The sequence below is a fragment of the Vagococcus lutrae genome (genome assembly GCF_023299185.1).
In the GTDB taxonomy this organism is placed as follows: domain Bacteria; phylum Bacillota; class Bacilli; order Lactobacillales; family Vagococcaceae; genus Vagococcus_A; species Vagococcus_A lutrae.
Genome location: NZ_CP097017.1, coordinates 406,244 through 431,666, shown reverse-complemented (window position 1 = coordinate 431,666; position 25,423 = coordinate 406,244). Strand labels below are relative to the sequence as shown.

The 25,423-nt window shown below is 39.2% G+C and carries 22 protein-coding genes; 7 read left to right on the top strand and 15 right to left on the bottom strand.

Features of this window, described 5'->3' with window-relative positions:
* Nucleotides 1-37: 37 nt before the first annotated feature.
* The 15 genes from M2919_RS02045 to M2919_RS01975 all read right to left on the bottom strand — a co-directional run bounded on the left by M2919_RS02045 (nt 38) and on the right by M2919_RS01975 (nt 16,123).
* The gene (locus M2919_RS02045; RefSeq protein ID WP_248849081.1) at nt 38-1,768 is read right to left on the bottom strand and encodes an ABC transporter permease/substrate binding protein; all 1,731 of its coding nucleotides are present in this window, start codon (nt 1,766-1,768) and stop codon (nt 38-40) included.
* Nucleotides 1,761-2,972 (bottom strand): quaternary amine ABC transporter ATP-binding protein, encoded by a 1,212-nt coding sequence (locus M2919_RS02040; protein ID WP_248849080.1) that lies wholly within the window; start codon nt 2,970-2,972, stop codon nt 1,761-1,763. Before M2919_RS02040 ends, M2919_RS02045 begins: the two co-directional genes overlap by 8 nt.
* A gap of 124 nt (nt 2,973-3,096) precedes the next feature.
* Nucleotides 3,097-3,711, bottom strand: a complete 615-nt coding sequence (locus tag M2919_RS02035; protein WP_126761411.1) for a GntR family transcriptional regulator — start codon at nt 3,709-3,711, stop codon at nt 3,097-3,099.
* A gap of 113 nt (nt 3,712-3,824) precedes the next feature.
* Nucleotides 3,825-4,787: an L-lactate dehydrogenase gene (locus M2919_RS02030; protein ID WP_248849079.1), complete on the bottom strand. Its 963-nt coding sequence runs from the start codon at nt 4,785-4,787 to the stop codon at nt 3,825-3,827.
* A gap of 82 nt (nt 4,788-4,869) precedes the next feature.
* On the bottom strand, nt 4,870-6,159 hold the full coding sequence (locus M2919_RS02025; RefSeq protein WP_248849078.1) for a hypothetical protein: 1,290 nt from the start codon (nt 6,157-6,159) through the stop codon (nt 4,870-4,872).
* A 14-nt stretch (nt 6,160-6,173) separates the two neighbouring features.
* Nucleotides 6,174-6,851, bottom strand: a complete 678-nt coding sequence (locus M2919_RS02020; RefSeq protein ID WP_202585385.1) for a DUF6320 domain-containing protein — start codon at nt 6,849-6,851, stop codon at nt 6,174-6,176.
* A gap of 82 nt (nt 6,852-6,933) precedes the next feature.
* Nucleotides 6,934-8,007 carry a type 2 isopentenyl-diphosphate Delta-isomerase gene (gene fni, locus M2919_RS02015; RefSeq protein ID WP_222317625.1) on the bottom strand — a complete coding sequence of 358 codons (1,074 nt, stop codon included), beginning with the start codon at nt 8,005-8,007 and terminating at the stop codon, nt 6,934-6,936.
* 14 nt (nt 8,008-8,021) lie between these two features.
* Nucleotides 8,022-9,107 (bottom strand): phosphomevalonate kinase, encoded by a 1,086-nt coding sequence (locus M2919_RS02010; protein ID WP_248849077.1) that lies wholly within the window; start codon nt 9,105-9,107, stop codon nt 8,022-8,024.
* Nucleotides 9,104-10,105 (bottom strand): diphosphomevalonate decarboxylase, encoded by a 1,002-nt coding sequence (gene mvaD / locus M2919_RS02005; protein ID WP_248849076.1) that lies wholly within the window; start codon nt 10,103-10,105, stop codon nt 9,104-9,106. Before mvaD ends, M2919_RS02010 begins: the two co-directional genes overlap by 4 nt.
* Nucleotides 10,095-11,039 (bottom strand): mevalonate kinase, encoded by a 945-nt coding sequence (mvk, locus tag M2919_RS02000; protein ID WP_248849075.1) that lies wholly within the window; start codon nt 11,037-11,039, stop codon nt 10,095-10,097. Before mvk ends, mvaD begins: the two co-directional genes overlap by 11 nt.
* A gap of 20 nt (nt 11,040-11,059) precedes the next feature.
* Nucleotides 11,060-12,412 carry a tripartite tricarboxylate transporter permease gene (locus tag M2919_RS01995; protein ID WP_248849074.1) on the bottom strand — a complete coding sequence of 451 codons (1,353 nt, stop codon included), beginning with the start codon at nt 12,410-12,412 and terminating at the stop codon, nt 11,060-11,062.
* Nucleotides 12,409-12,648, bottom strand: coding sequence for a hypothetical protein (locus M2919_RS01990; RefSeq protein WP_038100636.1), 240 nt, complete (start codon nt 12,646-12,648; stop codon nt 12,409-12,411). Before M2919_RS01990 ends, M2919_RS01995 begins: the two co-directional genes overlap by 4 nt.
* Before the next feature lie 91 nt (nt 12,649-12,739).
* Entirely contained in the window at nt 12,740-14,023 is a 1,284-nt protein-coding gene (locus tag M2919_RS01985; protein ID WP_248849073.1) for a hydroxymethylglutaryl-CoA reductase, degradative, read from the bottom strand.
* A 3-nt stretch (nt 14,024-14,026) separates the two neighbouring features.
* Nucleotides 14,027-15,205 carry a hydroxymethylglutaryl-CoA synthase gene (locus M2919_RS01980; protein WP_126761235.1) on the bottom strand — a complete coding sequence of 393 codons (1,179 nt, stop codon included), beginning with the start codon at nt 15,203-15,205 and terminating at the stop codon, nt 14,027-14,029.
* 162 nt (nt 15,206-15,367) lie between these two features.
* Nucleotides 15,368-16,123, bottom strand: a complete 756-nt coding sequence (locus tag M2919_RS01975) for a peptidylprolyl isomerase (RefSeq protein ID WP_222317639.1) — start codon at nt 16,121-16,123, stop codon at nt 15,368-15,370.
* A 173-nt stretch (nt 16,124-16,296) separates the two neighbouring features.
* On the opposite strand from M2919_RS01975, the gene M2919_RS01970 reads away from it, so the two are divergent.
* From M2919_RS01970 to M2919_RS01940, 7 genes are all read left to right on the top strand, one after another.
* Nucleotides 16,297-17,388: a DUF871 domain-containing protein gene (locus M2919_RS01970; RefSeq protein ID WP_248849072.1), complete on the top strand. Its 1,092-nt coding sequence runs from the start codon at nt 16,297-16,299 to the stop codon at nt 17,386-17,388.
* A gap of 144 nt (nt 17,389-17,532) precedes the next feature.
* Nucleotides 17,533-19,266 carry a sigma 54-interacting transcriptional regulator gene (locus M2919_RS01965; protein ID WP_248849071.1) on the top strand — a complete coding sequence of 578 codons (1,734 nt, stop codon included), beginning with the start codon at nt 17,533-17,535 and terminating at the stop codon, nt 19,264-19,266.
* 143 nt (nt 19,267-19,409) lie between these two features.
* Nucleotides 19,410-20,591, top strand: a complete 1,182-nt coding sequence (locus tag M2919_RS01960; RefSeq protein ID WP_248849070.1) for an iron-containing alcohol dehydrogenase — start codon at nt 19,410-19,412, stop codon at nt 20,589-20,591.
* Between the two features lie 16 nt (nt 20,592-20,607).
* Nucleotides 20,608-22,053 carry a CoA-acylating methylmalonate-semialdehyde dehydrogenase gene (locus M2919_RS01955; protein ID WP_126761227.1) on the top strand — a complete coding sequence of 482 codons (1,446 nt, stop codon included), beginning with the start codon at nt 20,608-20,610 and terminating at the stop codon, nt 22,051-22,053.
* Between the two features lie 197 nt (nt 22,054-22,250).
* Nucleotides 22,251-22,835 carry a phosphate propanoyltransferase gene (pduL, locus tag M2919_RS01950; protein WP_248849069.1) on the top strand — a complete coding sequence of 195 codons (585 nt, stop codon included), beginning with the start codon at nt 22,251-22,253 and terminating at the stop codon, nt 22,833-22,835.
* Between the two features lie 24 nt (nt 22,836-22,859).
* Entirely contained in the window at nt 22,860-24,170 is a 1,311-nt protein-coding gene (locus M2919_RS01945; RefSeq protein WP_168413904.1) for an aldehyde dehydrogenase, read from the top strand.
* Between the two features lie 72 nt (nt 24,171-24,242).
* Nucleotides 24,243-25,421: an acetate/propionate family kinase gene (locus M2919_RS01940; RefSeq protein ID WP_248849068.1), complete on the top strand. Its 1,179-nt coding sequence runs from the start codon at nt 24,243-24,245 to the stop codon at nt 25,419-25,421.
* Nucleotides 25,422-25,423 lie beyond the last annotated feature (2 nt).

Below are 25,423 nucleotides of genomic sequence, written 5' to 3'. Positions count from 1 at the left end.
AATCGATGAAATGTCGATTCAATCTGTGGTTTTTATTTTATTTAAGCCATGCTTTAACCGTATCAGGATTTTCTTTAATCCAGTTCTGTGCTGCTTTTACAGGGTCTGTACCACTATTTATTTCTAACATGACTTTTTCCATATCGTCTTTTGACCATTTGAAATTTTTTAAAATGCGATAGGCTTCAGGTGAATCTTCTTTTAAGTTTTCACGCGCCATTGTATTAATGGTTTCTTCAGCACCCATTGCTTGTTTTGGATCTTCAAGATAGTTTAAGTCATATTTTGCAAACATCCAATGAGGTGACCAGCCGGTAATAACAATTGGCTCTTTTTTCTTATACGCTTGTCCAAGTGCGACGGTCATAGCACCAGAAGATGAGGTTTCTAGTTGCCAATCACTTAGGTTATCGTAAGCAGTAAGTGTTTCTTCTGCGGCTTTTACAACGCCTGCGCCAGGTTCAATACCTGTGATAGTTTGATTTGCTTCGTCAGTCAATTCGTCTATGCTGTTGACGTTCATGTAAGAAGGAACAGTAAGACCGACTTTCGCACCTTCAAGGTTTACACCGAGATTATCCACCTTATCTTGATACTGCTCATACTGAGCACCATGCGTATTAGGGAGCCAAGCAGCTACCATAGCATCAGATTCGCCATTAGCGATAGATTCCCACATAATAGCATTATCAAGTGGGGTAATCGTCACATCAAATCCTTCTTGTTTTAAAACTTCGGCAATGACGTTCGTCGAAGCGACTTCAGTATCCCATTCCACATAGGAAAGTGAGATGGCTTCTTTTTTATTTTTATTTGTGACTAGTGAGTTAGCTGTCAGAGCTGCAATGATAACTGCTATGATAGCAATTGTCGTGCCTATTTTACGTTGACGAGACATAGGCTCTTTAGTCGTATCTTTTTGTGTTTTCGGTTTATTGAGATACTGCGTGAAGCGGTCGATAATAATCGCTAAAATAACAAGTGCCACCCCACTGACAAAACCGTTTCCGACTTGTGCGCGCTGTAATGCGGATAACACGCCACGTCCGAGCCCCGGTGCTCCAATCATTGAGGCAATAACGACCATAGATAGTGACAACATAGTTGTTTGGTTAACACCTGCGAGAATCGTACTTTTAGCTAGTGGTAATTCTAATTTAATTAATTTTTGCCAACCGGTTCCGCCAAAAGAGTCTGTCGCTTCAACTAGCTCGGTAGGCACTTGGCGAATCCCTAGATTAGTAAAGCGAACAGTAGGTGGTAGCGCAAAAATAACAGAGGCGAAGACGCCCGGTACCATTCCTATTCCGAAAAAGGCCACAGCAGGTATTAAGTAAACAAAACCTGGCATTGTCTGCATGAAGTCAAGAATCGGTGTGATAATTTTTTCAGCTAAATCACTTTTTGCCATTAAAATCCCAAGTGGAATCCCAATCAGAATGGAAACTAAACTTGAAATTAAAACGAGGGTGAAAGTGTTCATCAATTCATTCCATAATTGCTGGTTATAAATAAAAAGCAATCCTAGAAATGTAAAGACGGTTAATCCCCATTTTTTATTCGAAATCCAAAAAGCCAGGAAAGTTAAGAGTCCAATAAAGACGAAAGGCGGAATCCATAGGAGTAGTTGAGTTACATTTTCCATGAGTCCTTGTCCAAAAGATTGGAAGAAAGAAAATAATCCAGCAAAAGTATCGGTCATCCATTCGGTTAAGTTTTCCACCCAGTCGGCGACTGGAAGAGGCGCCATTAAAAAGTTATTAAACATTTGCCGTCACCTCCATTTGAGTATCTTTTTCTGACGTGTCGGTTAATGATTCAATGACACTTCCACGTATGATAACACCTAAAAGTTTTTCATTTTCAACGACAGCAAGTGGTGTCGGTGAATCATATATAAGAGGGAATAGCTCACTGACTAAAGTATCTTTTGTGACAGTAATAACATCTGGATTCATTACCTCTCGAAGGGCACGTTGCTCTTTACGTGCAGTCACGGCCTCATCTGCCGTAAGTGTACCGACTAAACGACGTTGACGGTCGACAGCCATTAACATACTGACTTCTTCACTTCGCATTTTTGAGAGAGCCACGTTGGGACCATCAATATCAACATTTGTTGTAATAGCAGGCACCATAATGTTTTGTGCCGTTAAAACGCGCGCACGATCGACATCTTCAACAAACTCTCGTACGTAGTCATTGGCTGGATTGGTTAAAATTTCTTCTCCAGTGCCAATTTGCATGATTTGACCGTCTTTCATCAAGGCAATACGGTCGCCTAAACGTAAAGCTTCATTAAGGTCGTGGGTGATAAAGATTATGGTCTTTTGCACGTTCGCTTGCAAATCAAGCAATTCATCTTGCATTTCACGACGGATTAAAGGGTCTAATGCGGAGAAAGCTTCATCCATAAGTAAGATTTCAGGGTCATTGGCTAAAGCACGAGCTAAGCCAACACGTTGTTGCATCCCACCAGAAAGTTGGTCTGGATATTGGTCTTTAAAAGATAGTAGACCTGAATTTTCTAAGGCTTTTTCAGCTTTTGCTACACGTTCTTCCTTTGAAATACCACGTAATTCTAACCCTAGTTGAGTATTTTCTAAAATCGTACGGTGAGGGTAGAGGCCGAAGTTTTGGAACACCATGCTCATTTTGTGACGACGGACATCACGCAATTCTTCTTTATCCATTTTAGCAATATCTTGACCATCTATATAAATATCCCCTGATGTTGGTTCGATTAAACGATTAATCAGACGTATCAGAGTTGATTTTCCACTTCCAGAAAGTCCCATAATGACGAAGATTTCACCTTCGTTGACTTCGAAATTGGCGTCATACACTCCAACTGTTGCCCCTGTTTTTTCTAAAATTTCATTTTTAGGTCGTTGTTCTTGTACCATACTCAACGCGGCTTGGTGTTTCTTACCAAAGACTTTTGTGAGATGTTTGACTTGAACTTTTACCATTTATTTCACTCCTTTGATTTTCTTTTTATTATCAGAAAACATTCTGAAAATAAAGTGACCATACAATCGTAACATCGTGTGGTCACTTTGTCAAAGGATAAAAAAAAGAAGAGCTTTTGCTCTTCTAAGCTGTTCCATTCGGATAAAAATAGTTAAACATTTTTTGTTTGGCATACTCGTCTCCTACAAAGTACAGACAGTCACCTGCTTGCAACTTAGCATACGGACCAGGGGAGAGAAGTAACTCATCGGCATGTGAAATAGCGACCACTGTAGCAGCTGTTTCATGCCATAGGTTCAGTTCACTAATACTTTTTTCAAGATGAGAAGCTTCATCCGTCAAGACTAATTCAGCTGGAATAAACGGACTAACTTGGTTCATTTTTTTGGTTTGTTGGATTAGGCGTTCGATTTTTTGTGCCATATTATCAAACTCTTGCTTTTGTGTTTCAATACTCTGAAATACATCTTGCTTAATCTCTTGTATAGATTGTATATCACGATGTTGACTTAGTAGTTCTTCGGCTTTTATTTTAGATGAAACAATCGTGCCGCTGCCATGTTTCGCCTCCATAATGCCTAAATCAACAAGCACATTTACAGCTTTACGTGCTGTCTCTGGCGATACGCCAAAGGTATTAGCAAGTGTGGATCGTGCGTGGATTTTTTCGCCAACGCGATATTGACCGCATGCAATTCGTTCAGAAATCTCAATGGCGACTTGTTGGTAACGTGGCATGGTCACTTTTTTTGTATTGCCCACTTACTGATGGCTCCTTTCTAATCGCTTTTCTTTAGTATACAATAAAAAACACTCGCTGTGTTAAATCACAGCGAGTGCCGATAGAGAGGTTATCCTAATTGTTCAAACGCTTTCGTTTGCATTTCACGAATTGTTTGCACGGATTCACTCATTTTTTGTTTTTCTAAATCGTTTAATGGAAGTTCAACGACACTCTTAAGCCCTTGACGATTGATAATAGCCGGTGTACCGATACAAATATCAGAGACGCCATATTCGCCTTCTAATAAAACTGAGAGAGGGAGAATCGCATTTTGGTCGTTAAAAATAGCTTGGGTAATTCGAGCTAAGGCGACAGCGATGCCGTAGTGAGTGGAACCTTTTCGTTGAATAATTTCATACGCGGCATCACGCACGCCAGCAACCAGTTCGATGAGACTTTCTTCCGTGACGTCAGGTTGCCCTTTCATCCATTCGTAGACTTGTAAGCCACCAATATTAGCGTGTGACCAGACTGGGAACTGGGAGTCACCGTGCTCGCCGATAATATAGGCATGAACGTCACGAGCATCTACATCCGCAATCTGTGCTAATGACTTTCTAAAACGAGCGCTATCAAGAGAAGTACCAGAACCGATGACTTGATTTTTTGGTAATCCTGAGAATTTTAAAACGGCATAGGTTAGGATATCAACCGGATTACTTGCTACTAAGAAGATACCGTTAAAACCACTTGCCATGATGTTTTCAACAATCCCTTTTGTAATGGCTAAGTTTTTATTGACTAAATCTAAACGAGTTTCACCTGGTTTTTGGGCAGCGCCTGCTGTTAAAACAACTAAATCTGCATCATGACAGTCTGCATAAGTAGCAGCGTATATTTTTTTAGGAGAGGTAAAAGCTAAACCGTCTGATAAATCGAGTGCATCGCCTTCACTTTTTCCAACATTTAAATCAATAATACCTAATTCACGACCGATGTTTTGTGTCACAAGAGTAAATGCATAACTGGAACCGACATCACCAGCACCGACTAGAATAATCTTTTCTTTTGAATGTGTATCACTTAACATAAAATACCTCCTTATTATATCGCTATCTCTATTTTACTACTAAAATTTGTGAAATAACAAGGAGGAGCTATATGAATACGTTTTATTCCGTTATAGTAGGATCAAAAGAAGCTTTTAAGTCATTGCTATAAACAGAAATGTTTATTCCTTCTTGAGCAGCTAGATAGGAGAAGAAGTACTGAATAATATCTTTTTCAGCGATATTTTTGATAAAGTTAATGCTCAGTGTTTCTCCAAGAGAAATCACTCCGCATGCCATCGGACTTTTTTGAGTGGGATAGGCGTAGACTTCAGCATGATAGATGTGTTCTAGCATTGTTTCGGGTAAAGAAAGTTGTCCTAAATTAGTTAGATTAATGGTTTTGCGACGTTCACTAAGATAGCCAAAACCAATCCGCACCGCAATTTTTTTTATAAAAAGTGGGATGAATTTAGACGCAATGTTTCGTTCAAAGTTTACATTGTGATTAATCAATGACTGTAAATATGTTTTATTGGTCTTTTGGACTAACATCTCTTGAACGAGTGGTACAAGTTCCGCAACCGTCATGTCGTCGGTCATATAAGCTCCAACGTTGACCACACTGAAAAAGTTACGCAGCGTTTCAGAAGGGAACGCTTTACGCAAATTGACAGGAACAGCGATGACAATGGGTTTTTTAGTTCGTTGTTGTTTTGCCCGTGCATGATAAATAGAATAAATAAGTATCGATGCCAAGTATGAAGTAATCGAACCGCCATATGACTTAGCAATGGCATTTAGTTCTCTACTATTTACAAGACCGCTTATCACGCTTGTTTCATATTCATCTAAAGTAATCCCTTTAATATGATAAGAAGGTGGGCTTGAAAAAGTTTCAGCGTATACAGGCGTATAGTTTTCACTAAAACTATCTTCCATTTCCTGCGACTTGACCGTTTCATTTGCTTTTAAAATACCTTGTTGAGAGGTGTCTATTTCAATGCCTTGAAATTCAAAGTAGTAATATAAAATAGATTTTAAGAGTTCTAAAGCCCCACTTCCGTCCGCAAGTGCATGGAACATTTCAAGGGACAGACGGTGGTGGTGGTATAGCACGCGTAGCGAATAACCTTGGTCTTCGGGTGTGATAGGCGTACATGGTGTCATCTCATCCGGTTTCACCTTTAAAGGTTGTTGATTTTCATCTAAATAATTCCAAAAGACGCCCTGTCTTAAACGGACGGAAAACATCGGAAAGCGTGGCATAACACAATCGACAGCTTTTTGTAAAATATCAGGTTTTACAGGTTCTTTTAAGACGACTGAAAAACGGAAGACTGATGAGTTGCGTTGATTGGTTACCGACGGAAAAACTTTTGCAGCGTTGTCTAAACGATACCATTTATACACGTTGTTCACTCCTTTTAAAAATGAAATCTTTTTTGTAATTCATACATCAGTCTTTTCCCAGAAAATATCCAAATTCCGACTGCAGTCAGTGTTCCGTATAAAATACTTAGGACGCTTGGCCAAAGAACCGTGACAGCTTTAAAAAAGAAGAGGAGCAAGGGAAGTGAATTGACACCGATGATAAGTAATAAATAGCCGATATCGTCACGCCACATCGATTTATTTTTAATCGACCATAACGTCATCAGTAAGCCTGTTCCAATACCTAGAAACGGAATGGCATAGTTTAACGACCAACGTAAAAAATGATTCGATAAGTCAATAACAATCATTAACGTGCTGAGAATTAAGTAATTGTACCAAAGTGTTTTAGCAACTAGATTGATATAAAAACGACGATACAGTTCTCGTGCTAAAAACCAAAAATAAAAGAGTAAGATGGCAACAATAGGTGACCAAGCGTGGGAGAATTGACTCCAAGTTAAAGCGTTGGTCGCAATGGCAAGTGTACTAAGTACAAAAGTTACAAAGAGCCATACTTTAATGGTTTTTCGATGTTTATGTCGTTCTTTTTGATAATGTGGAAATGCTGTTGGAGAGGGAGTAGCGTGTTCATTTAATGGAAAGTCGCATAACGGACAGTGCGTATGTTCAGAAGCGACTTCGACTTGACAACGTAGACATTGCGTCATGTTCATCTTCCTTTTCAATATCATTTTTATAATGAGTTAATGGTTTTAGCATAGCATATTTTTGATAAAAAAAAAGGAAGAGTTAACTCTTCCTGAAATCAGATCGTCGTGCGTAAGCTTGCCAAGGGAGTTGACGGGCTTCACACCAGTCTTTAACAGGTCCTTGGATGACTACGTCTGTTTGTTTGAGCTGTTCAATTTTTTCTTGACCTAGCAATGTCATTAACGTTTGAATCGTATTTTGCCATTCTACAACCGTTTCAATCGTAGCGTTCACGCCATGATTTAAGACACTATGCAAGAAGAATCCAGATACACCAACCGCTTTAGCTCCTAAAGCCAGTGCTTTGACAACGTCCACTGGATTTTGGATACCACCAGAGGCTAGAATATCAATAGAGTTCATGGCACGCTGTGCTTCGATTAATGAGATAGGCGTCGACTGTCCCCAATTTTCTAAAATCGATAGTTCTTGATGTTCACGTCGTGCGTTCTCGATTTGAACAAAATTGGTACCACCACGACCACTAATATCGACTGTCGTGACGCCTGCTTGCATGAGTTGTTGAATCGTACGGTCACTCATTCCAAATCCGACTTCTTTTACTATCACGGGTTTATCGAGTGAGTGAGTAAGGGTCGCAATATTGGTCAGCCATTTTTCAAATTGTCGTTCACCTTCTGGCATTACTAGTTCTTGTGGGGCATTGACATGAATTTGAATCCCGTCAGCCTCTAATAATTCAATGGCTCTCTTGGCATTTTCTAAAGAGTGTTCAGGGCCTAGATTAGCGAGTATATAGCCGTCAGGGTGCATTTGACGAATGACACGATAGCTTTCTGCAGTTTCAGGATGTTTTAATCCCGCACTGACTGAACCAGACGCCATTAGCAAGCCTGTTTCACGCGCGACTATCGCTAAATCGCGATTTATTTCATAAGATTTATCACTGCCACCTGTCATCCCGTTAATGTAAAAAGGGGAAGTCAGCTTCATGTTCGAAAAGCTTGTTTCTAAAGAAACATTCGCTTGGTTGATCTCTGGAAAGGAATGATGGACAAATTGTAAATAATCAAAATGACGCAAAGGACGACTATTATAAAAAGATTCGGCTAAAGCGACATGTTCATCTTTTCGATTTTTATGAATACTCAATTTTTTTCCTCATTTCATAAAGGAGTATACTCCCGTTCTTCATGAACTGCTAGTGGAAGAGGTACGATATGATTATCTTTCCAACTGGCAAAAAGTTCACGTGTATCAATTTTTTCATCAATAATGACAATCCCACAGTCGCCGCCACCTGCTCCAGATGATTTAGCAGCGCCACCCATGTCTTCTGCCGATTCACAAAGATTGTAAAGGCTAAGCGTTTCGATATGAACGCCACTGCTTTTACCTAAGTCTTGTAATAAACGTCGATTGGCACGAATGCCTCGTTGTATGCCAGTTAAGTCTTGCATTTTAAATGCGTCAATCATACTTTGGACGACTTGACGACTATCAGCTAAAAAATGACGATAGTAAATCGAAATTTCATCTTTTTCTTCGTTTAAACGGTCGACTAAATGAGTGGTTGAAGCAGGAGAACCCGTCCAACCAATTAATAAGGATAGGTTTTCAGGGGGAATCAATGCTTCAATGGCTAGTTTCGGCCAAGTTGCTTCTAAGAGCGTCAAAATGGGCACAGTGACTAATTGTTCTCGAACCCAATCGCGGTCAAAACATGAGTAAGCAATCCATCCGCCATAAGTACTTGCAGCTAAATCGCCAAACGAGCCATTACTATTGATTGCTAAATGGGCTAATGCAGCTAATTTATAAATTAGTTCATTATCATAAGGGACTTGATAAAACTTTAAAAGTGCTTTGATAGTTGCCACGGTAACGGCGCCACTAGAACCCAGACCGTATTTTCGACCATCTTTATTGTCTAGGTCACTTTGAATTTCAATATCAAAGAAGGTGACCTTTTTGCCTAGCGCGACAGCGTATTTTTCGGTAATCGTCATTGCTTGTACAACATAGGCAAAAGGATTTTCTCGTTCATCGATAAATACTTTTCCGTTTCGTCTTGTCCATGGAATAGGGAAGTGGTTGGTTAAACTTGAGCGAATACTTCCTTGCGTATCTGTTTTTGTCAATTTGACGGTAATATACTGATTTAGCGCGACAAGTATCGCAGGTTGCCCAGGTTCTAAAACAGCATATTCCCCTGCAATATAAAGTTTACCGGGTGCACTCGCTTCTATCATGGCAACCATCCTTTCGTATTCTCTTCAAGTAGATGAGCTCCAGGTCCGACGGTGGATATAATCGACGGTGTAGTTGGAAAGCAGTCATCTAGTAATTCTTTTATTTTTTGACTGTCCGAGTAGCGACATAAAATTTTGACGTTTGGACCAGCATCCATTGTAAAATAACAAGGCAGTCCATAAGATTCTTTAATTTCTCGAACGCGATTTAAAACACTCACTGTTAAAGGTTCCCAATAACTAAAAGGAGGGATGGCGCCAAGCATGGTGCCGTGCATCTTCATACCGTTTGCTTCAGTAATTTCTCCCATTCGGATGAAATCTTTATCTTTAATGGCTTCTTTAATAGCGATTAAATCAGACTTAGCTGATTCTATCCAAGCAGGGTAGAAAGCAGAGGTTTCAACAGTCCGTTGCATGCCTTCACGACTTGATAGTGTTTTTTGCTTGGTGTTGACAGGTACAGTAATCATCGCGATATCCCAATCGGCATTATCAATAGGAATCGCCCGACTACTTTCACTATCGGTTCCCATATCCCATTCGACAAATCCGCCAAATAAGCTACGCGTTGCACTACCAGAGCCTTGTCTTACGAAAGTTGATAGTTGGCCGAGTGGCATGTTTAAACCGAGTAAATGGTTTAAAGATAGGCCAAGCGCCGCATAAGCTGAAGCAGACGAAGCTAATCCTGCTGCAGTAGGGACGTGGTTATGGCTTTCGATTTGTATCGGCTGTTCTATTCCAGCCTGTTCACGAAAGAGATTTAAAAAGCGCTGAACTTTTTTTAACTCAGCGTCGGATTGTTTCACACCATTTAAAAAGAAGAGATCACTCTCTTCATCTTCTAAAAATGTTGTTCTCGTATCAGTATAAAATTCATTTAAGGTTAAGGAAAGACTACTATTGGTAGGTAAAAATAGTCTTTGATCACGTTTCCCCCAGTATTTAATTAAAGCAATATTAGTATGGGCACGCGCGGTTATACTAGTTTTCATCTATTGTTTCACTCATTTCATAGAGCCAAGTTTGATAGGCTCCAGCTTTTTTCAATGCGTTAGCAATGATAGTGGCATCTTGTTGATTTTTAGCGAGTGCAATCATACAACCGCCACGGCCACCACCCGTTAGTTTAGCACCGTATGCATTATTTTTCAATGAAACTTCTACTAATTCATTAAGCAGTGCATTGGAGACACCCAGTTTATCTAGTAGTCGATGAGCTTTTGTCATGTTTTTACCTAATAAAGCAGGTTCGTCTTCTTGCATATAGTGTTGACTCTCGCTCGTCAAACTTCCTAATTCACGAATCATTTGTTGATAGTGAGCACCATTTTCTCCTTGGATTTTCTCAGCAATACTTGCGACAGCCGCTTTTGTTTGACCCGTCACACCTGTATCAGCAACAACTAATACCGCACTCATTGCCAATGTGAATGGAAGTGGTGATTTGCCTTTTGTATAAGTATACGGTTGTGAGCTACTGGTCATTAAAGCATCTAGCCCACTAGGATTACCGTGAGCGATTTTTTCAGCAATATTGACGATTTCTAACAATGTGCTTTTTTCAAGTGGCACTTGGAAGTAGTCATAAAGCGCTCGAACGGTAGCAACCGCAACGGCAGCACTTGACCCCATGCCTCTTTCAGCGGGGATAGTACTTTCAATGATGATTTTAACTGTTTCGTCCTGCCCGAGCCGTTCTAAAGTAACGTCAATCGCTTTATGTAAGCTTTCTAATAACTCTGGCATTTCTAAAACCAACCCTTTATAAAAATCACATTCTATAAACAATTCGTCATGGGATGTCACATGAACGTGGATGTGTGTTGCAGGAAAAGGAATGGCAATAGAAGGCTCACCATAAACAACTGCGTGTTCTCCCATTAAAATAATCTTGCCGTTGGCTTGACCAAACCCAAGTGCTTTCATACTGTAACCTCCAAAATAATTTAACTAAATAATTGTAAAAGAGCAGGTGCTGCATACAGAGTCATAAACTGCACGCCGTAATTTACACCTAAACGATTTAATGTACCGGATGTAATCCCAATCAGTAAAATACCACACAAATTTAACAGTCCAGCATCCATATAGCCAAGTAAGAGTATTAATGAAATAAATAACCCTAAAATTGCTTCATGCGGTATTTTTTGTAAAACAAAAGTGGTAATAGGCGCTGCTAGACGCATAGCGACGATATAGACGATACTAATGGCTAGCAGACTACCGATTGCAAAAGCTAGCATCAGTTGTGGAGACGTTAGCACAGATTTTATCGTCTGTTGTTGACTAATATCAAACACAGGTGGGGCATTAAAAAATGCTGCTCCCGGACCAATAGCAGAGGGGGATAAAGGAATTCCCAATGCAATCATACTAATCATTAAACCAGAGAGATAGGTACTCTGTGCTAGAGCACTCATAGTTACGATACTCGTTTCCGCTTTTTTAATCGGATTTTTTTCTTTTTTACCAGCTAGTTCGCCAAAAAGAATAGTTAGCCCGACAGGACTTAGAACGAATAAAAAGTTTGCAATGAAACTAGCACCCACACTACTAATCAACTCGCTTTTTGATAGGACGTTGAAAGGACTTAAACTTTCATTTTTAATCGCAGGAATATATGTAGGTGGGATTGTTTCAATAATCTCTTGTTCACGTTTTTCTTTATTAAAGAGAGATAGTAGTGTTAAGAGCAGAGGCGCCACGGTAATGCCTAAAAAGAAAGAGGTGGTAATATTCTTTTCGAGTGGTACGATACCTAACTCCCAGTATACGTGCCGTAACCCTTGAAAAAGAAGTGCTAGTGGCACGATACTTAAAACGGAGATAATTTTACTACTACTTAAAAGAGCTAAAAATAATGCCCCACCGATGAAAAACCAACTGGCGTTATCTTTTAAAAAATCAACATAGGGCATGATTAATTTTGAAATAGTTAAACTTGTGGGCAATGCTACTAATACCCCGATTAGACTTCCGACTGCGCCTTTTTTGATTGCAATTGCGGTACGTCCTTCTTTTTTCAACATTAATGAATGTTCGACAATCGGAGAAGACATTACGCCACCGGGTAAGCCAACGATAAGAGTGGGCATTAAATTCATTAAACCTAGTGTAACGAATGATGCAACGAAGAAAGTCAGTGCGACGATTGGATTAATTCCAGATAAAATTACTGCCATAGAGATGGGAAGTAGTACGGAAGTTTCATCTGTACCAGGTATAAAACCGATAAAAATATATAAGACAATGGCAAGCAATGCTGCTAGCACCATTTGACCTAATATAAGCAAACTCATAAGGAATCCTCCTGTTTTTCTCCAATAATAACGATACGCTTAGGTTTTATTAAAAATGTATTTAAAAGAAAGCCGATAACGGCACCGGCTAAGCCAAAAAATAATTGCTGAGTCGTATTGGTATCATTGGCAAGAAAGTATCCGAGTAGGGTAGGAATACTTGCAAGGATAAATGCTTTGATTAAATCATTTACGCCGACAAAATCTTGCCAGACACTAATCCATTGTTTTTTCACAATATAGCCTCCTTCAGTTTTGACGCCATTATATTGAGTGTAACGCAACTTTTTCAATTATAGAACAGCTCGTTCATATTTTAAACTTTTTTTATGATTTATTCCTTAATTCGCTTAAAATCGCTTTTGCTTGTTCTTGGCTATATGTTTTAAGAGCCGTTAACTGAGCGGCCACTTGTTGAATCTCGTTATCTTTTGCCCCAACAGTAATTGCTAGTGATTGTGCATGTAAGCGCATGTGTCCTTTTTGAATACCGTCGGTTACTAGTGCGCGTAAAGCAGCAAAGTTTTGTGCCAATCCAATGGCAGCAGCAATTTCTGACCACTGATACGCGTGTGAGACATTTGCGATTTCTCGAGCGACTTTAGCTGTCGGTATAACATTGATTGCGCCACCTACTGCCCCTAATAATAAAGGTAAGGTTATTTCGCCTTCGAGGGCCTCGTCACTTAGTTGCCATTTTGTTAAACTTTGATAGCGACCATTTTTAGCCGCATGAGCATGAATACTAGCATTTGCTGCGCGTGTATCATTGCCAGAAGCAAGTACTACGGCTTCAACACCATTCATAATCCCTTTATTATGTGTCACAGCACGATAAGGGTCTAAGTTAGCATATTGGGTTGCTAAGACAATTTTCTTGGCTAAGTCTTTTCCTTTTTCGGTGTCAGATTGACCTAATAGGATAAAAGGAAGTGTGACTTTTGCCGTAGTACAAGCATGTTGATTGTGATTACTTAAGATGCTCATTAACGCTTGTGTCTCAAATTTACTTTCTAAGTAGGGTGTTATTCCTTCTAAAATAGTATTGATAATATTTGCGCCCATTGCCTCTTGAACGTCAACGTGAACATAAAACGTAACAAATGAGGGCGTGTCATTCTCATCTTCTATAATAGTCGTCTCAATGTGACTTAACCCACCGCCGCGTTTTACGATCGAAGGATGTGCTTCTTTCGCAAGCGTCTTGATAGCTGCTAAGTCGCTTGAGGACAAAGGTAAATGGTTCGCAATTGTTGACGAATAGGTAAAGATAATTTGACCTGTTAGTAATCGTTCAGAGGTATGAGTGATGACACCACTTGCTTGATTGAAAATTTTTGCCGCATGATTGGCAGCTGCTACTACGGAAGGCTCTTCTGTAACCATTGGCACGATAACGTCTTGATGATTAATCGAAATATGGTTGACCACACCGAGCGGTAAACTAAACTGTCCGATTTGATTTTCAATTAAATGATTAGCGACATCCTCTGTTAACGCTGGCTGTTCAGTAAGGATTCGGGCACTTTCTGTCGAAAGAACCTGTTGATGGACTAGCTCATCACGACGCTCTTGTGGTGTTAATTGATAAAATTTTCGTTTATCTGTCATTTTTTATTGCTCCACTTTGTCATAAATTTGATAGATACGGCGATGTTGATCCATCGCGGCTAATTGTATCACTGCTTTATCCTGAGGGTGTGATAGTGCGACAGAGCTTCCGTCTTCTGGTAACGATTCTAAAAATGTTGTTTCATATTCTTCTATCGTTAATGGATAGCGCTGGCTTAGCATTTTCTCATGGTCAGACGTGTAAAGGTGGTGGCGATAGTTTTCTACTAGTTCTCCTGTAAAGAACTCTGCCACGGAACCTGACCCGTAACTAAAGAACCCGATAGTCTCTCCTGCATTTAAACTCTCATCTAAATCGAGTAAGGAGGCAAACCCTAAGTAAAGTGAGCCTGTGTAAATATTCCCAATTTGGCGTGTGTACTGAACACTTTTTTCATAACGTGTTAGTAATCGGTTAGTTGTATCACTTTCTTCATCTAAAATAGTAGTGAGTGCTTTTTTGCCCATTTTAGAATAAGGAAGATGGAAACAGACAGCAGCTAGTGCATCTAAAGTGGTATGGTGACGGCGTTGATGTTCATTCCAAGTTTTTTGAAAAGCGTCGATATAAGCTTGGTTGGAATATTTTCCATCGACTAACGCATTTTTAGCGTAGTTAGGACGCCAAAAATCAAAATTATGAAAGGTGTAAGGAACAGAGTCGTTGTTTAAAGTCAAAACTCGTGGATTTTGACTTATAATCATTGCGACGGCGCCAGCTCCCTGCGTGACTTCTCCAGCAGTTCCTAGTCCATATCGAGCGATGTCAGATGCGACAACTAAAACTTTACGGTCGGGATGATTACTCACGTAGTCATAAGCCATCATAATACCAGCAGTTCCGCTATAACAAGCTTGTTTGACTTCGATTGCTCGCGCGAAAGGTTGAATTGCTAATAAGTCGTGCAAATAAGTCGCACCCGATTTAGAATAGTCAGTTCCAGACTCGGTTGCTAAAATAATCATATCAATTTCACTCGCATTTCTAGCGTTAATGAGTGGAAAAGCGGCATTGGCTGCCATTGAAACGGTATCCTGTGTGATAGGATTAATGCCCATTCGGTCCTGTCCGATACCAATCGTATATTTATCTGGGTCTACTTGACGTGCTTTCGCTAAATCTTTTAAATCGAGGTAAAGAGAGGGAGTATAAACGTGTAGTTGATCAATCCCTATTTTCATATTAAATTCCTACTTTCTAACATAATATAAACATGTTTTATATATACGTTAGAAGTTTATCAGAAAACCAACGATAAAGGAAGAAAACGCTCAAACCTTAATTTTAAATTAAACAACAAAGAAAACTAGCTCACTTGTTTCTTTCAAGTGAGCTAGTTTGGTTTATTTTTTCGGTATATCTTTTAAAATTTCAATTTTTTTAATCGTCACGTCTTCGACAGGACGGTCTGTTTTGGCATCTGTTTCTGTTTCGGCAATCTTGTCAACCACATCCATGCCTTCAATAACTTGACCAAAGACCGTGTGACTCGATGGACTACCTTCAAATGCGTAGTCTAGATAAAAGGCCCCTCCATTTTTATAGGCGTCAATAATTGCTTGCGGATATTCATCCGTTAATAAACCGTCTGATTGATCATCGTGATTTTGAACGATGAAAAATTGACTGCCGTTTGTATCAGGACCAGAGTTCGCCATTGAGAGTGCGCCTCTTAAATTATACAATTCATGATTTAACTCATCTTCAAAAGGCTCTCCCCAGATACTTTCACCACCAGTACCTGTTCCTTTTGGGTCACCGCCTTGAATCATAAAGTTATCAATTACGCGATGGAAAATTAATCCATCATAGTAGCCTTCTTTAGCATGTGTTACAAAGTTTTCGACTGTTTTAGGCGCATATTTCGGGAATAATTTAATTTTAATCGTTCCCATAGAAGTTTCCATTGCGACCAAAGCTTCATCTTCAGCGACCTCTTCAGATAACTGAGGTAGCGTTAATGATTTAAAATCCACGACTTTTGTTGTTTCTGATGTCGCGGTTTGTTCGTTTTTTGAAGAATCTGTTTGATTTTGACATGCGGCAAGTGTCAATCCGCATAAGCCAATGACTGCAGCTGTTAACCATTTTTTTCTCATATAAAATAACCTTCTTTCTTTCATCATGATATATCATAATTCTATCATACCAATTATCATAACAAATTCATGAAAAATGTGAAAGATTTTAATAAAATAAACATCCGTTTTATCGACAAAACTGAAAACGGTGTTATAATAAACTTATCGTTTAAATTTAGGAGGAATTACCCATGGGAAAATTAGGTATTTCATTATACCCAGAGCGTTCAACTTTAGAGAAAGATAAAGCGTATTTAGATTTAGCACATAAATACGGTTTTAAACGTGTGTTTACAAGTTTGTTACAAATTACAGATGATAAAGAAAAAGTGCTAAAAGAGTTTAAAGATGTCATTGATTATGCTAATCAATTAGATTTTGAAGTAATGGTTGATATTAACCCAGGTTTATTTGATCAACTAGGTATTTCATATGATGATTTGTCATTTTTCCATGAATTAGGAGCAGATGGTGTCCGTTTAGACATTGGGATGACAGGTCAGGAAGAAGCTAAAATGACACGTAATCCATATAACTTAAAAATTGAAATCAATATGAGTACAGGTACTAGCTATGTTGACAATATTATGAGCTATTCACCTAATACTCAAAACCTTTTAGGGTCACATAACTTCTATCCGCACCGTTATTCAGGTTTAGGTTACGATCATTTTGTCTTTTGTTCTGAAAAATTTAGAAACTACAATCTAAATACAATGGCTTTTGTTAACTCACAAGCAGCGACATTTGGACCTTGGCCAACACAAGATGGTTTATGTACATTAGAAGACCATCGCGAGCTAGATATTGCGACACAAGTCAAACACCTAGTTTTAACAGGTTTAATTGATGATATTATTATCGGAAATGCGTATGCTTCCGAAGCGGAATTAAAAGCTATGTCCGAAGCTTTCTTTGCAGATTTTCCTACTATTAAAGTGGATGTGCATGAAGGAATCACAGAAAATGAGCGTGTGTGCCTGTTTGATAACTTACACAGCTATCGAGGAGATCGTTCTGAATATATGATGCGTTCTACGATGACTCGTATCTACTATAAAGACCGAGAATTTCCACCACATAATACCGTCGATATTAAAAAAGGTGACGTCTTAATTGATAATGTTGAATTTGGTCAATATAAAGGTGAAACACAAATTGCCTTGAAAGAGATGAAGAATGACGGTCGAGTTAACGTGGTAGGAAAAATTAGTGAGGATGAATTATTCTTACTTGACTTCTTACAACCATGGTCAAGCTTTAAATTAATTGAAAATAAATAACATCGTTCAATTAGCCAGTAAATGATTACTGGCTTTTTTTATTGGTTAAAGCTAATTATTTTAAAGCGTTTACTTTGTTATATTATATGGTATTCTTTATTTGATAGAGTAAGTTTAGGAATGAGTGAGAAAGAGGGCGTTTCCATGCAACCAATAATTAATGCAGATCCTGTCAGTAAGTGGATGACTAAAAATGTGATTACGGTTTATCAGGATCAGTCCGTTCAGCAAGCTATTCAAATACTAGAAAATCAAACGATTTTTGGTTTACCTGTGGTGAATGAGTTAAAAGAGTACCAAGGGTTAGTTTCCAAAACCGTTTTAATGAATTACTTTAACGAAGAAAGTTTATTTCATAAAAATGTATCAGAAATCATGCTTGTCAATGCTAAAACAGTGTTACCACATACAACGATTAAAGAAGCCTCCGAAATGATAGAAGGCTGTCTACCAGTAGTTGACAAAGACGGAATATTACAAGGAATCATTACGCGTACTGATATTATTCGCTCTAATACTTATCAGCTCGAGCGAGCACGTCAAAAAATTGACTATTCTGAAACCTTAAAACAAGTTTTGGAATCAGCGTATGAAGGAATTGTTGTCGTCAATCGACAAGGCTACATTCAAGAAATTAATGAATCGTATTGTCGTTTAATTGATATGACCCGTGAGGAAGTAATTGGAAGACATGTGGCGGATGTGATTGAAAACACTCGTCTACATATTATCGCGAAAACTGGGAAAGAAGAGCGTGGGTATATTCAACGTATACGTGGACACGAGCTGATTGTTCATCGTATTCCTATTTTCAAAAATCAACGGGCTGACGGTGCAATCGGAATGTTAGTTTTTCAAGATGTTTTAGAACTGAACCGTATATTAGATAATTTAACTGTTCAACAAAATGAACAGGAACCGGACGTGGTGCTAGAAGCAACGAAAGACCATGTTTTTCAAAAAGTATTAGGAAAATCACCCACCATTCAAGAGACAAAACGCCAAGCTATACGAGCGGCTCAGACAACGGCAACGGTTTTTATTTCAGGCGAAAGTGGGACGGGAAAGGAAGTTTTCGCACGAGCCATTCACGACATGAGTCCAGTAGCTGATGGGAAGTTTGTGACAGTAAACTGCTCTGCCATACCAGAATCACTCATGGAATCAGAATTATTTGGTTATGAAGAAGGAGCATTTACAGATGCGAAAAAGGGTGGTAAGGTTGGAAAGTTTGAAATGGCTGATAATGGTACGATTTTTTTAGATGAAATCGGAGATATGCCGTATACACTTCAAGCGAAACTTTTACGCGTTCTTCAAGAACAAACGATTGAAAAAGTGGGCTCTGCTTTGCCTAAGCAAGTCAAAGTCCGTGTGATTGCTGCCACTCACCGCGATATTAAACAAATGGTGAAGGAAGGTACTTTTAGAGAGGATTTATATTATCGTATTCATGTTATCCCGTTAAAATTGCCGTCATTAAAAGAACGACGTCAAGATATCCCGTTATTTATTGATTTTCATTTAAAAAGAGTAGCCCATGAATATGGTTTACCGATGAAACATCTCACACATGAAGCGATGGAGAAACTTGTCGCGTATGATTGGCCCGGAAACGTGCGTCAGTTGATTAATGTGTGTGAAACGATGGTGGTTTTAACAGAAGGTAATAAAATTACCACATCAGATTTACCTGCTGATATTTTAGAGGAAGAAAAAGAATGGTCGCATCTTACTCCGATGGAACAAAACGAGCGTGATTTGATTATTGATATGTTGAAGCAAACAAATGGTAATAAATCAGAAGCGGCAAAACTACTCGGTATTCAACGAGGAACGCTCTACCAAAAACTTTCAAAATATGACATTTCCTCATAAGTGTCTGTTTATCATACGCTAGGTGTTCGCTATTAGAACGCTTAGCGTATTTATTTTTGCTTTAAACGTGATATCGCTTACTTTTAAAGTTGGCATGTAACTTGCTCATAGTAAGACAGAAAATGAGTAAGGAGGAAAGAAAGATGAATCAAATAGCAAAATTTGAGATGCCAGCTCACGTTTATTACGGTGAAGGCGCTCTTGACCATCTCGGCACATTGACGGCTGAGTTAGGGAAAAAAGCTTTAATCGTTAGTGATGAAATGATGGAGCAAATCGGTCATGTAGACCGCGTTGTCCATTTATTAGAAGACGAAGGGGTCACAGCAGCGTTATATCTCGGAGCTAATACTGAGCCGACCGATGAATTTGTGGCGGATGCTTTGGCAATCTATCAAAGCGAAGCTTGTGATTGTATCGTGTCTATTGGCGGCGGAAGTTGTTTAGATACGGCAAAGGCAGTTGCAATGGTTGCGACTAACGGAGGCAATATCAATGAATATGGCATGAAACGCCGCGATATTCTTGCACCGTCAGTGCCGATGGTTTTAATCCCGACAACAGCTGGTACTGGATCGGAAGCAACAGATGTGACAGTGATTACGAACACGAAAGAAAATATTAAGATGATGATCAAGCATCATGCTTTCTTGCCGACTGTTGCGCTAGTCGATCCTATGTTGACGATGACCGCACCAAAACATGTCACAGCAGCTACAGCGATTGATGCATTATGTCACGCCATGGAATCATTGATTTCAAAAAAAGCACAGCCTATGACAGAAATCTTTTCAACCCATGCGATTGAAGCGATTATGTCGAATATCGAAGAAGTGTATCACAATGGTGACAATGTTCAAGCGCGACAAGAAGTGTCATTAGCAGCGTTACAAGCAGGCATTGCATTTTCAAATGCTTCCGTGACATTGGTCCACGGGATGAGTCGTCCAATGGGAGCGATGTTCCATGTACCACATGGTGTATCGAATGCGATGTTACTTCCGGCAGTTTTAGAGTTTACTCGCGAAGAATGTGAACCGTCGCTTGCTAAAGTAGCAAAAGTCGTTTTACAAGAAACTAATGGGATGAGTCAATCTCAATTAGTCGACGAATTGATTAAAGAAATTAAACGACTTTGTCACGTATTAGAAATACCTAACATGCATGATTGGGGTATTGATGAAAAGGCCTTTGAAGCGGCGTTAGATAAAATGGCAACGGATGCCCTTGATAGTGGTAGTCCCGCTAATAATCCTCGGGTCCCAAGTCACGCAGAAGTCGTCGATTTATACCGCACGTGTTTCCGATATGATTTTTCAAAATAAAAAAGGAGAATAGAAGATGACAAAACAATTAAAAAACTTTATCAATGGTGAATGGGTAACAGCAAAATCAACAGTCTATGAAGACGTTCCAAATCCAGCGACAGGTGAGATTTTAGCTCAAGTGCCACTTTCTAACGAAGATGACTTTCAATTAGCAGTAGATGCAGCAGATGAAGCATTTAAAACATGGAGTAAAACGCCTGTCCCTAGACGTGCACGCTTGATGTTTAAATTTCAACAATTGTTAGTAAAACACTGGGATGAATTAGCAGAAATTATTACGATTGAAAATGGAAAGAGTTTTTCAGAAGCGCGCGGTGAAGTCCAGCGTGGAATTGAAAACGTGGAATTTGCTTCTGGTGTGCCAACGTTGATGATGGGTGACACACTACCTGATATTGCAACAGGTGTTGAATCTAGTATGTTCCGCTATCCATTAGGGATTGTTGGGGGAATTACACCATTTAACTTCCCGATGATGGTGCCAGCATGGATGTTCCCAATGGCGCTTGCAACGGGTAATACATTTATCTTAAAGCCATCTGAAAGAACACCTTTACTAGCAAATCGTTTGGCTGAATTAACCGTTGAAGCTGGCTTCCCTAAAGGTATTTTTAATATTGTTCATGGGGCACATGATGTCGTCAACCAAATCTTAACGCATGAACAAGTAAAAGCTGTGTCATTTGTCGGTTCAGAACCTGTTGCAAAATATGTGTATCAAACAGCGGCAGCACATGGCAAACGTGTTCAAGCGCTAGCAGGTGCCAAAAACCATTCGATTGTACTTCCAGATGCCGATTTAGATTTAACCGTTCGTAATATTACAAGTGCGGCCTTTGGTTCAGCAGGAGAGCGCTGTATGGCGGCGGCTGTCGTTGTCGCAGTTGGAGATGTAGCAGATGAATTAGTAGAGCGTCTGAAAAAAGCAGCTGACGACATAAAAGTTGGAAATGGTTTAGAAGAAAATGTCTTTTTAGGCCCGGTTATTCGAGAATCTCATAAGGAAAAAACACTCGGTTATATTAAATCTGGAGAAGAATCAGGAGCTACTCTTGTAAGAGATGGTCGTTTAGATGCTCATGTCGATGAATCAGGTTACTTTGTCGGTGCAACTATCTTTGATCATGTCAATACTGATATGAAGATTTGGCAAGAAGAAATCTTTGCTCCTGTTCTCTCTATCGTGCGTGTTGAAACACTAGAAGAAGCGATTGCTCTAACGAATCAGTCTGAGTTTGCTAACGGTGCATGTTTGTATACTGACAGCGCAAAAGCCATTCGTCACTTCCGCGACAATATTGATGCAGGTATGTTAGGCATTAACTTGGGTGTGCCAGCGCCAATGGCTTTCTTCCCATTCTCTGGTTACAAAAAATCATTCTATGGCGACTTACATGCAAATGGTAAAGATGGTGTTCATTTCTATACACGTAAAAAAGTAGTAACAGCTATGTATTAATTCTTTGTGAAAGCAAGTGTCTAATAATCATGACAAGTGTTGTCTGAAAAACAGACAGCATTTGTCTAGCTTTTAAAGATATAATGAAAAGGCTTACTTTGAAAAGTTGATGTATCAGTTTTCTTGAATTTCACAAAGTTGGCACGAGAGTTGCTTATATAAAAGTGAGAACAAATGAGAAAGAGGTGATACGTATTATGTCAAACCCTACGCCAATTCCAATCGGTATTTCTAATCGGCATATTCATCTGTCAGAAGCAGATTATCAAACACTGTTTCCAAATACCGAAGTGAGTGTTCGCAATTGGCTGAAACAACCGGGAGTCTTCGCAGCAGATCAACTCGTAACACTTGTCGGTCCAAAAGGCCAGATTGAACGCGTCCGACTTTTAGCACCATTTAGAAAAGAAACACAGGTCGAAGTATCGTTAACTGATGCTCGCGCGCTTGGAATTAACGTCCCCATCGCGATGTCTGGTGATTTAAGCAAAGCCAGTGATATTACTGTTAAAACGGAAGAAGGCGAAATTGTCGTCAAAGGTGCAATCGCAGCTAAGCGACATATTCACATGAATCCTGAAGAAGCCACGAGTTTAAATGTTGTCGACCATGAAGAAGTTCAAGTTTCACTAGGTTCCGATGATCGTCGTACGATTTATGACGATGTGATTGTCCGAGTTTCACCCGATTTTGTTTTAGAGATGCATATTGATACTGATGAGGCAAACGCCGCAGGTATCACCCCACAAAGTACAGGCATTATTATTAAAAAAATTAAATAAAACAAACGATAAGGAGAATGAACGATGAGTAAAGGAATTTTTAAAACAGTTGATGAGGCAATTAAAGCAGCAAAGGTAGCAGAGGATAAATTTATTCATGAACCAATTGCGACACGTGTAAAAGCGATTGAAGCGATGAAAGATGGTTTCCGTCCTTATTTAGATCAAATGGCTAAAGAAACACATGAAGAAACAGGTATGGGAACGGTAGAAGCAAAATTAGCGAAATTAAATAATGCTATTTACAATACACCAGGACCAGAAATTTTAATGCCCGATGTTGAAACAGGTGACGGCGGTATGATTATGTATGAATATGCACCGTACGGCGTAATTGGCGCAGTCACACCAAGTACGAACCCTGCTGAAACTGTTATCTCAAATGCGATTAAATTCCTAGCTGGTGGTAACACAGTATATTTCAGTGTTCACCCAGGTGCTAAAAAAATCTCTCGTTGGGCTGTTGAAAAATGTAATGAATTTATCTATGAGGCAACAGGCTATGAAAACTTAGTTGTGTCAATCGAGCAGCCTTCACTAGAAGCAGTTGACCAAATGATGACACATCCATTAATTGACGCTTTAGTTGTCACAGGCGGACCAGTTCTAGTTAAACAAGCTATGGAAAGTGGTAAAAAAGCGTTCGGAGCAGGCGAAGGTAACGTACCAGCAATGGTTGATGCGACGGCTGATATTGAGTTAGCTGGTAAAAATATTGCTGAAAGTGCAGCATTTGATAACAACATTTTATGTACATCAGAAAAAAGCTGTTTAGTAGAGAAAGCTGTTAAAGATCAATTAATAGAAGAAATGCAAAAACATAAAGCCTTACTATTAACTGATCAAAAAGATATTGATAAATTAGTTAACTTAACAGTAGACGGTAACAAACCAGCTCGTCCTTACATCGGTAAAGATGCAACATTTATCTTAGATGAAGCGGGAATTAGCTACGAAGGTAAACCAGAATTAATTATCTTAGAAGCGAAAAAAGATCATCCGTTCGTTGTGATTGAAATGTTAATGCCAATTCTAGCAGTGGTAACGGTTGAAGATTTTGAAGACTTATTAAAAGTTGGTTTAGAAGTAGAGCGTAACTGTCGTCATACAGCAACGATTCACTCTCAAAACCTTGTTCACATGAACCGTGCAGCACATGTGATGAACACATCAATTTTTGTTGTAAATGGTCCTTCTTCAGCTGGTACAGGAGTAGGTGACACGGGTGCATCAGCCCTTACTATTTGTACAGCAACAGGTGAAGGAACAACGACTGCTAAAACATTTACAAGAAGACGTCGTTTGAACGCTTTAGAAGGTTTCTCAATCAGATAAACCAACATCAGAATAGGCTTTCATTTGGAAGTCTATTCTGACTTATTGAATAGATGGATGGAGAGAATCAAGATGTCAAAAAAAATTATGGCAATTAATTCAGGGAGCTCGTCTTTAAAATTTAAATTGTTTGAAATGCCCAGCGAAACTGTCATGCTAGAAGGTCAATTTGAACGAATTGGAGAACAGACGAGTCAATTTTCATATAAATATCAAGGTGAAAAAACAATCAAGAAACACCCCGTATATAATCATCGTGAAGCGGTTGAATGGTTGATGCGTGAAATGGGGGATGTTGGTATATTGGATAGTCTAGAAGATATTGAAGGGATTGGACACCGGATTTCTCATGGTGGGACATACTATAAAGGCGCCACACTTATTGATGAAACAGTTATGGAACGAATAGGTGAATTAGGTACCTTATCCCCACTCCATAATCCTGTTAATCTAATTGGAATTAAAGCTTTTCGTGATGTTTTACCGATGATTCCGTCAGTCGCTATTTTTGATACATCTTTTAGTCATACAATTACACCAGACAAACACGTTTATGCAATTCCTTATCATTTTTATGAAGAATATGGAATTAAGCGCTATGGTTTTCATGGCATTAGCCATCAGTATATTGCAGAACAATTGCCGCAGTATGTGGCAGAAGAAAAGCTAGGCCGCGTCATTTCTTGCCATTTAGGAAGTGGGGGAAGTTTATCAGCTTTAAGTCACGGTAAGACGATTAATAACTCAATGGGCTTTACACCATTGGCAGGGATCGTGATGGGGACGCGTTCAGGAGACGTGGATCCTCAAATCTTACCTTATATCGCTGAGAAAACCGGAAAAGACGTGTTTGAAATAAAGGAAATGTTAAATAAAGAGTCAGGTTTATTAGGTATCTCAAAGTTATCCAACGATTGTCGCGATGTGGAAGAGGCTGCTTTTGCAGGTAATCAACAAGCGCAATTGGCACTTGATGTGTATATCCAAAGTATTTGCAAGTATATTGGTAGCTATCTAGTAGATTTAGGGGGTCTAGATACGCTCGTCTTTACGGCAGGTATTGGAGAACACTCGAGTTATATTCGGACGGAAGTCTGTAAACGTTTAGCGTTTTTAGGACTTAAAATTGATCAAGACAAAAATCAAAAAAATGAAACATATATCCATCATCCAACTTCTCAGGTTGACGTGATTGTCATTCCGACGGATGAAGAAATTATTATTGCCCGTGAAGTATTCAGAAAAATATAAGA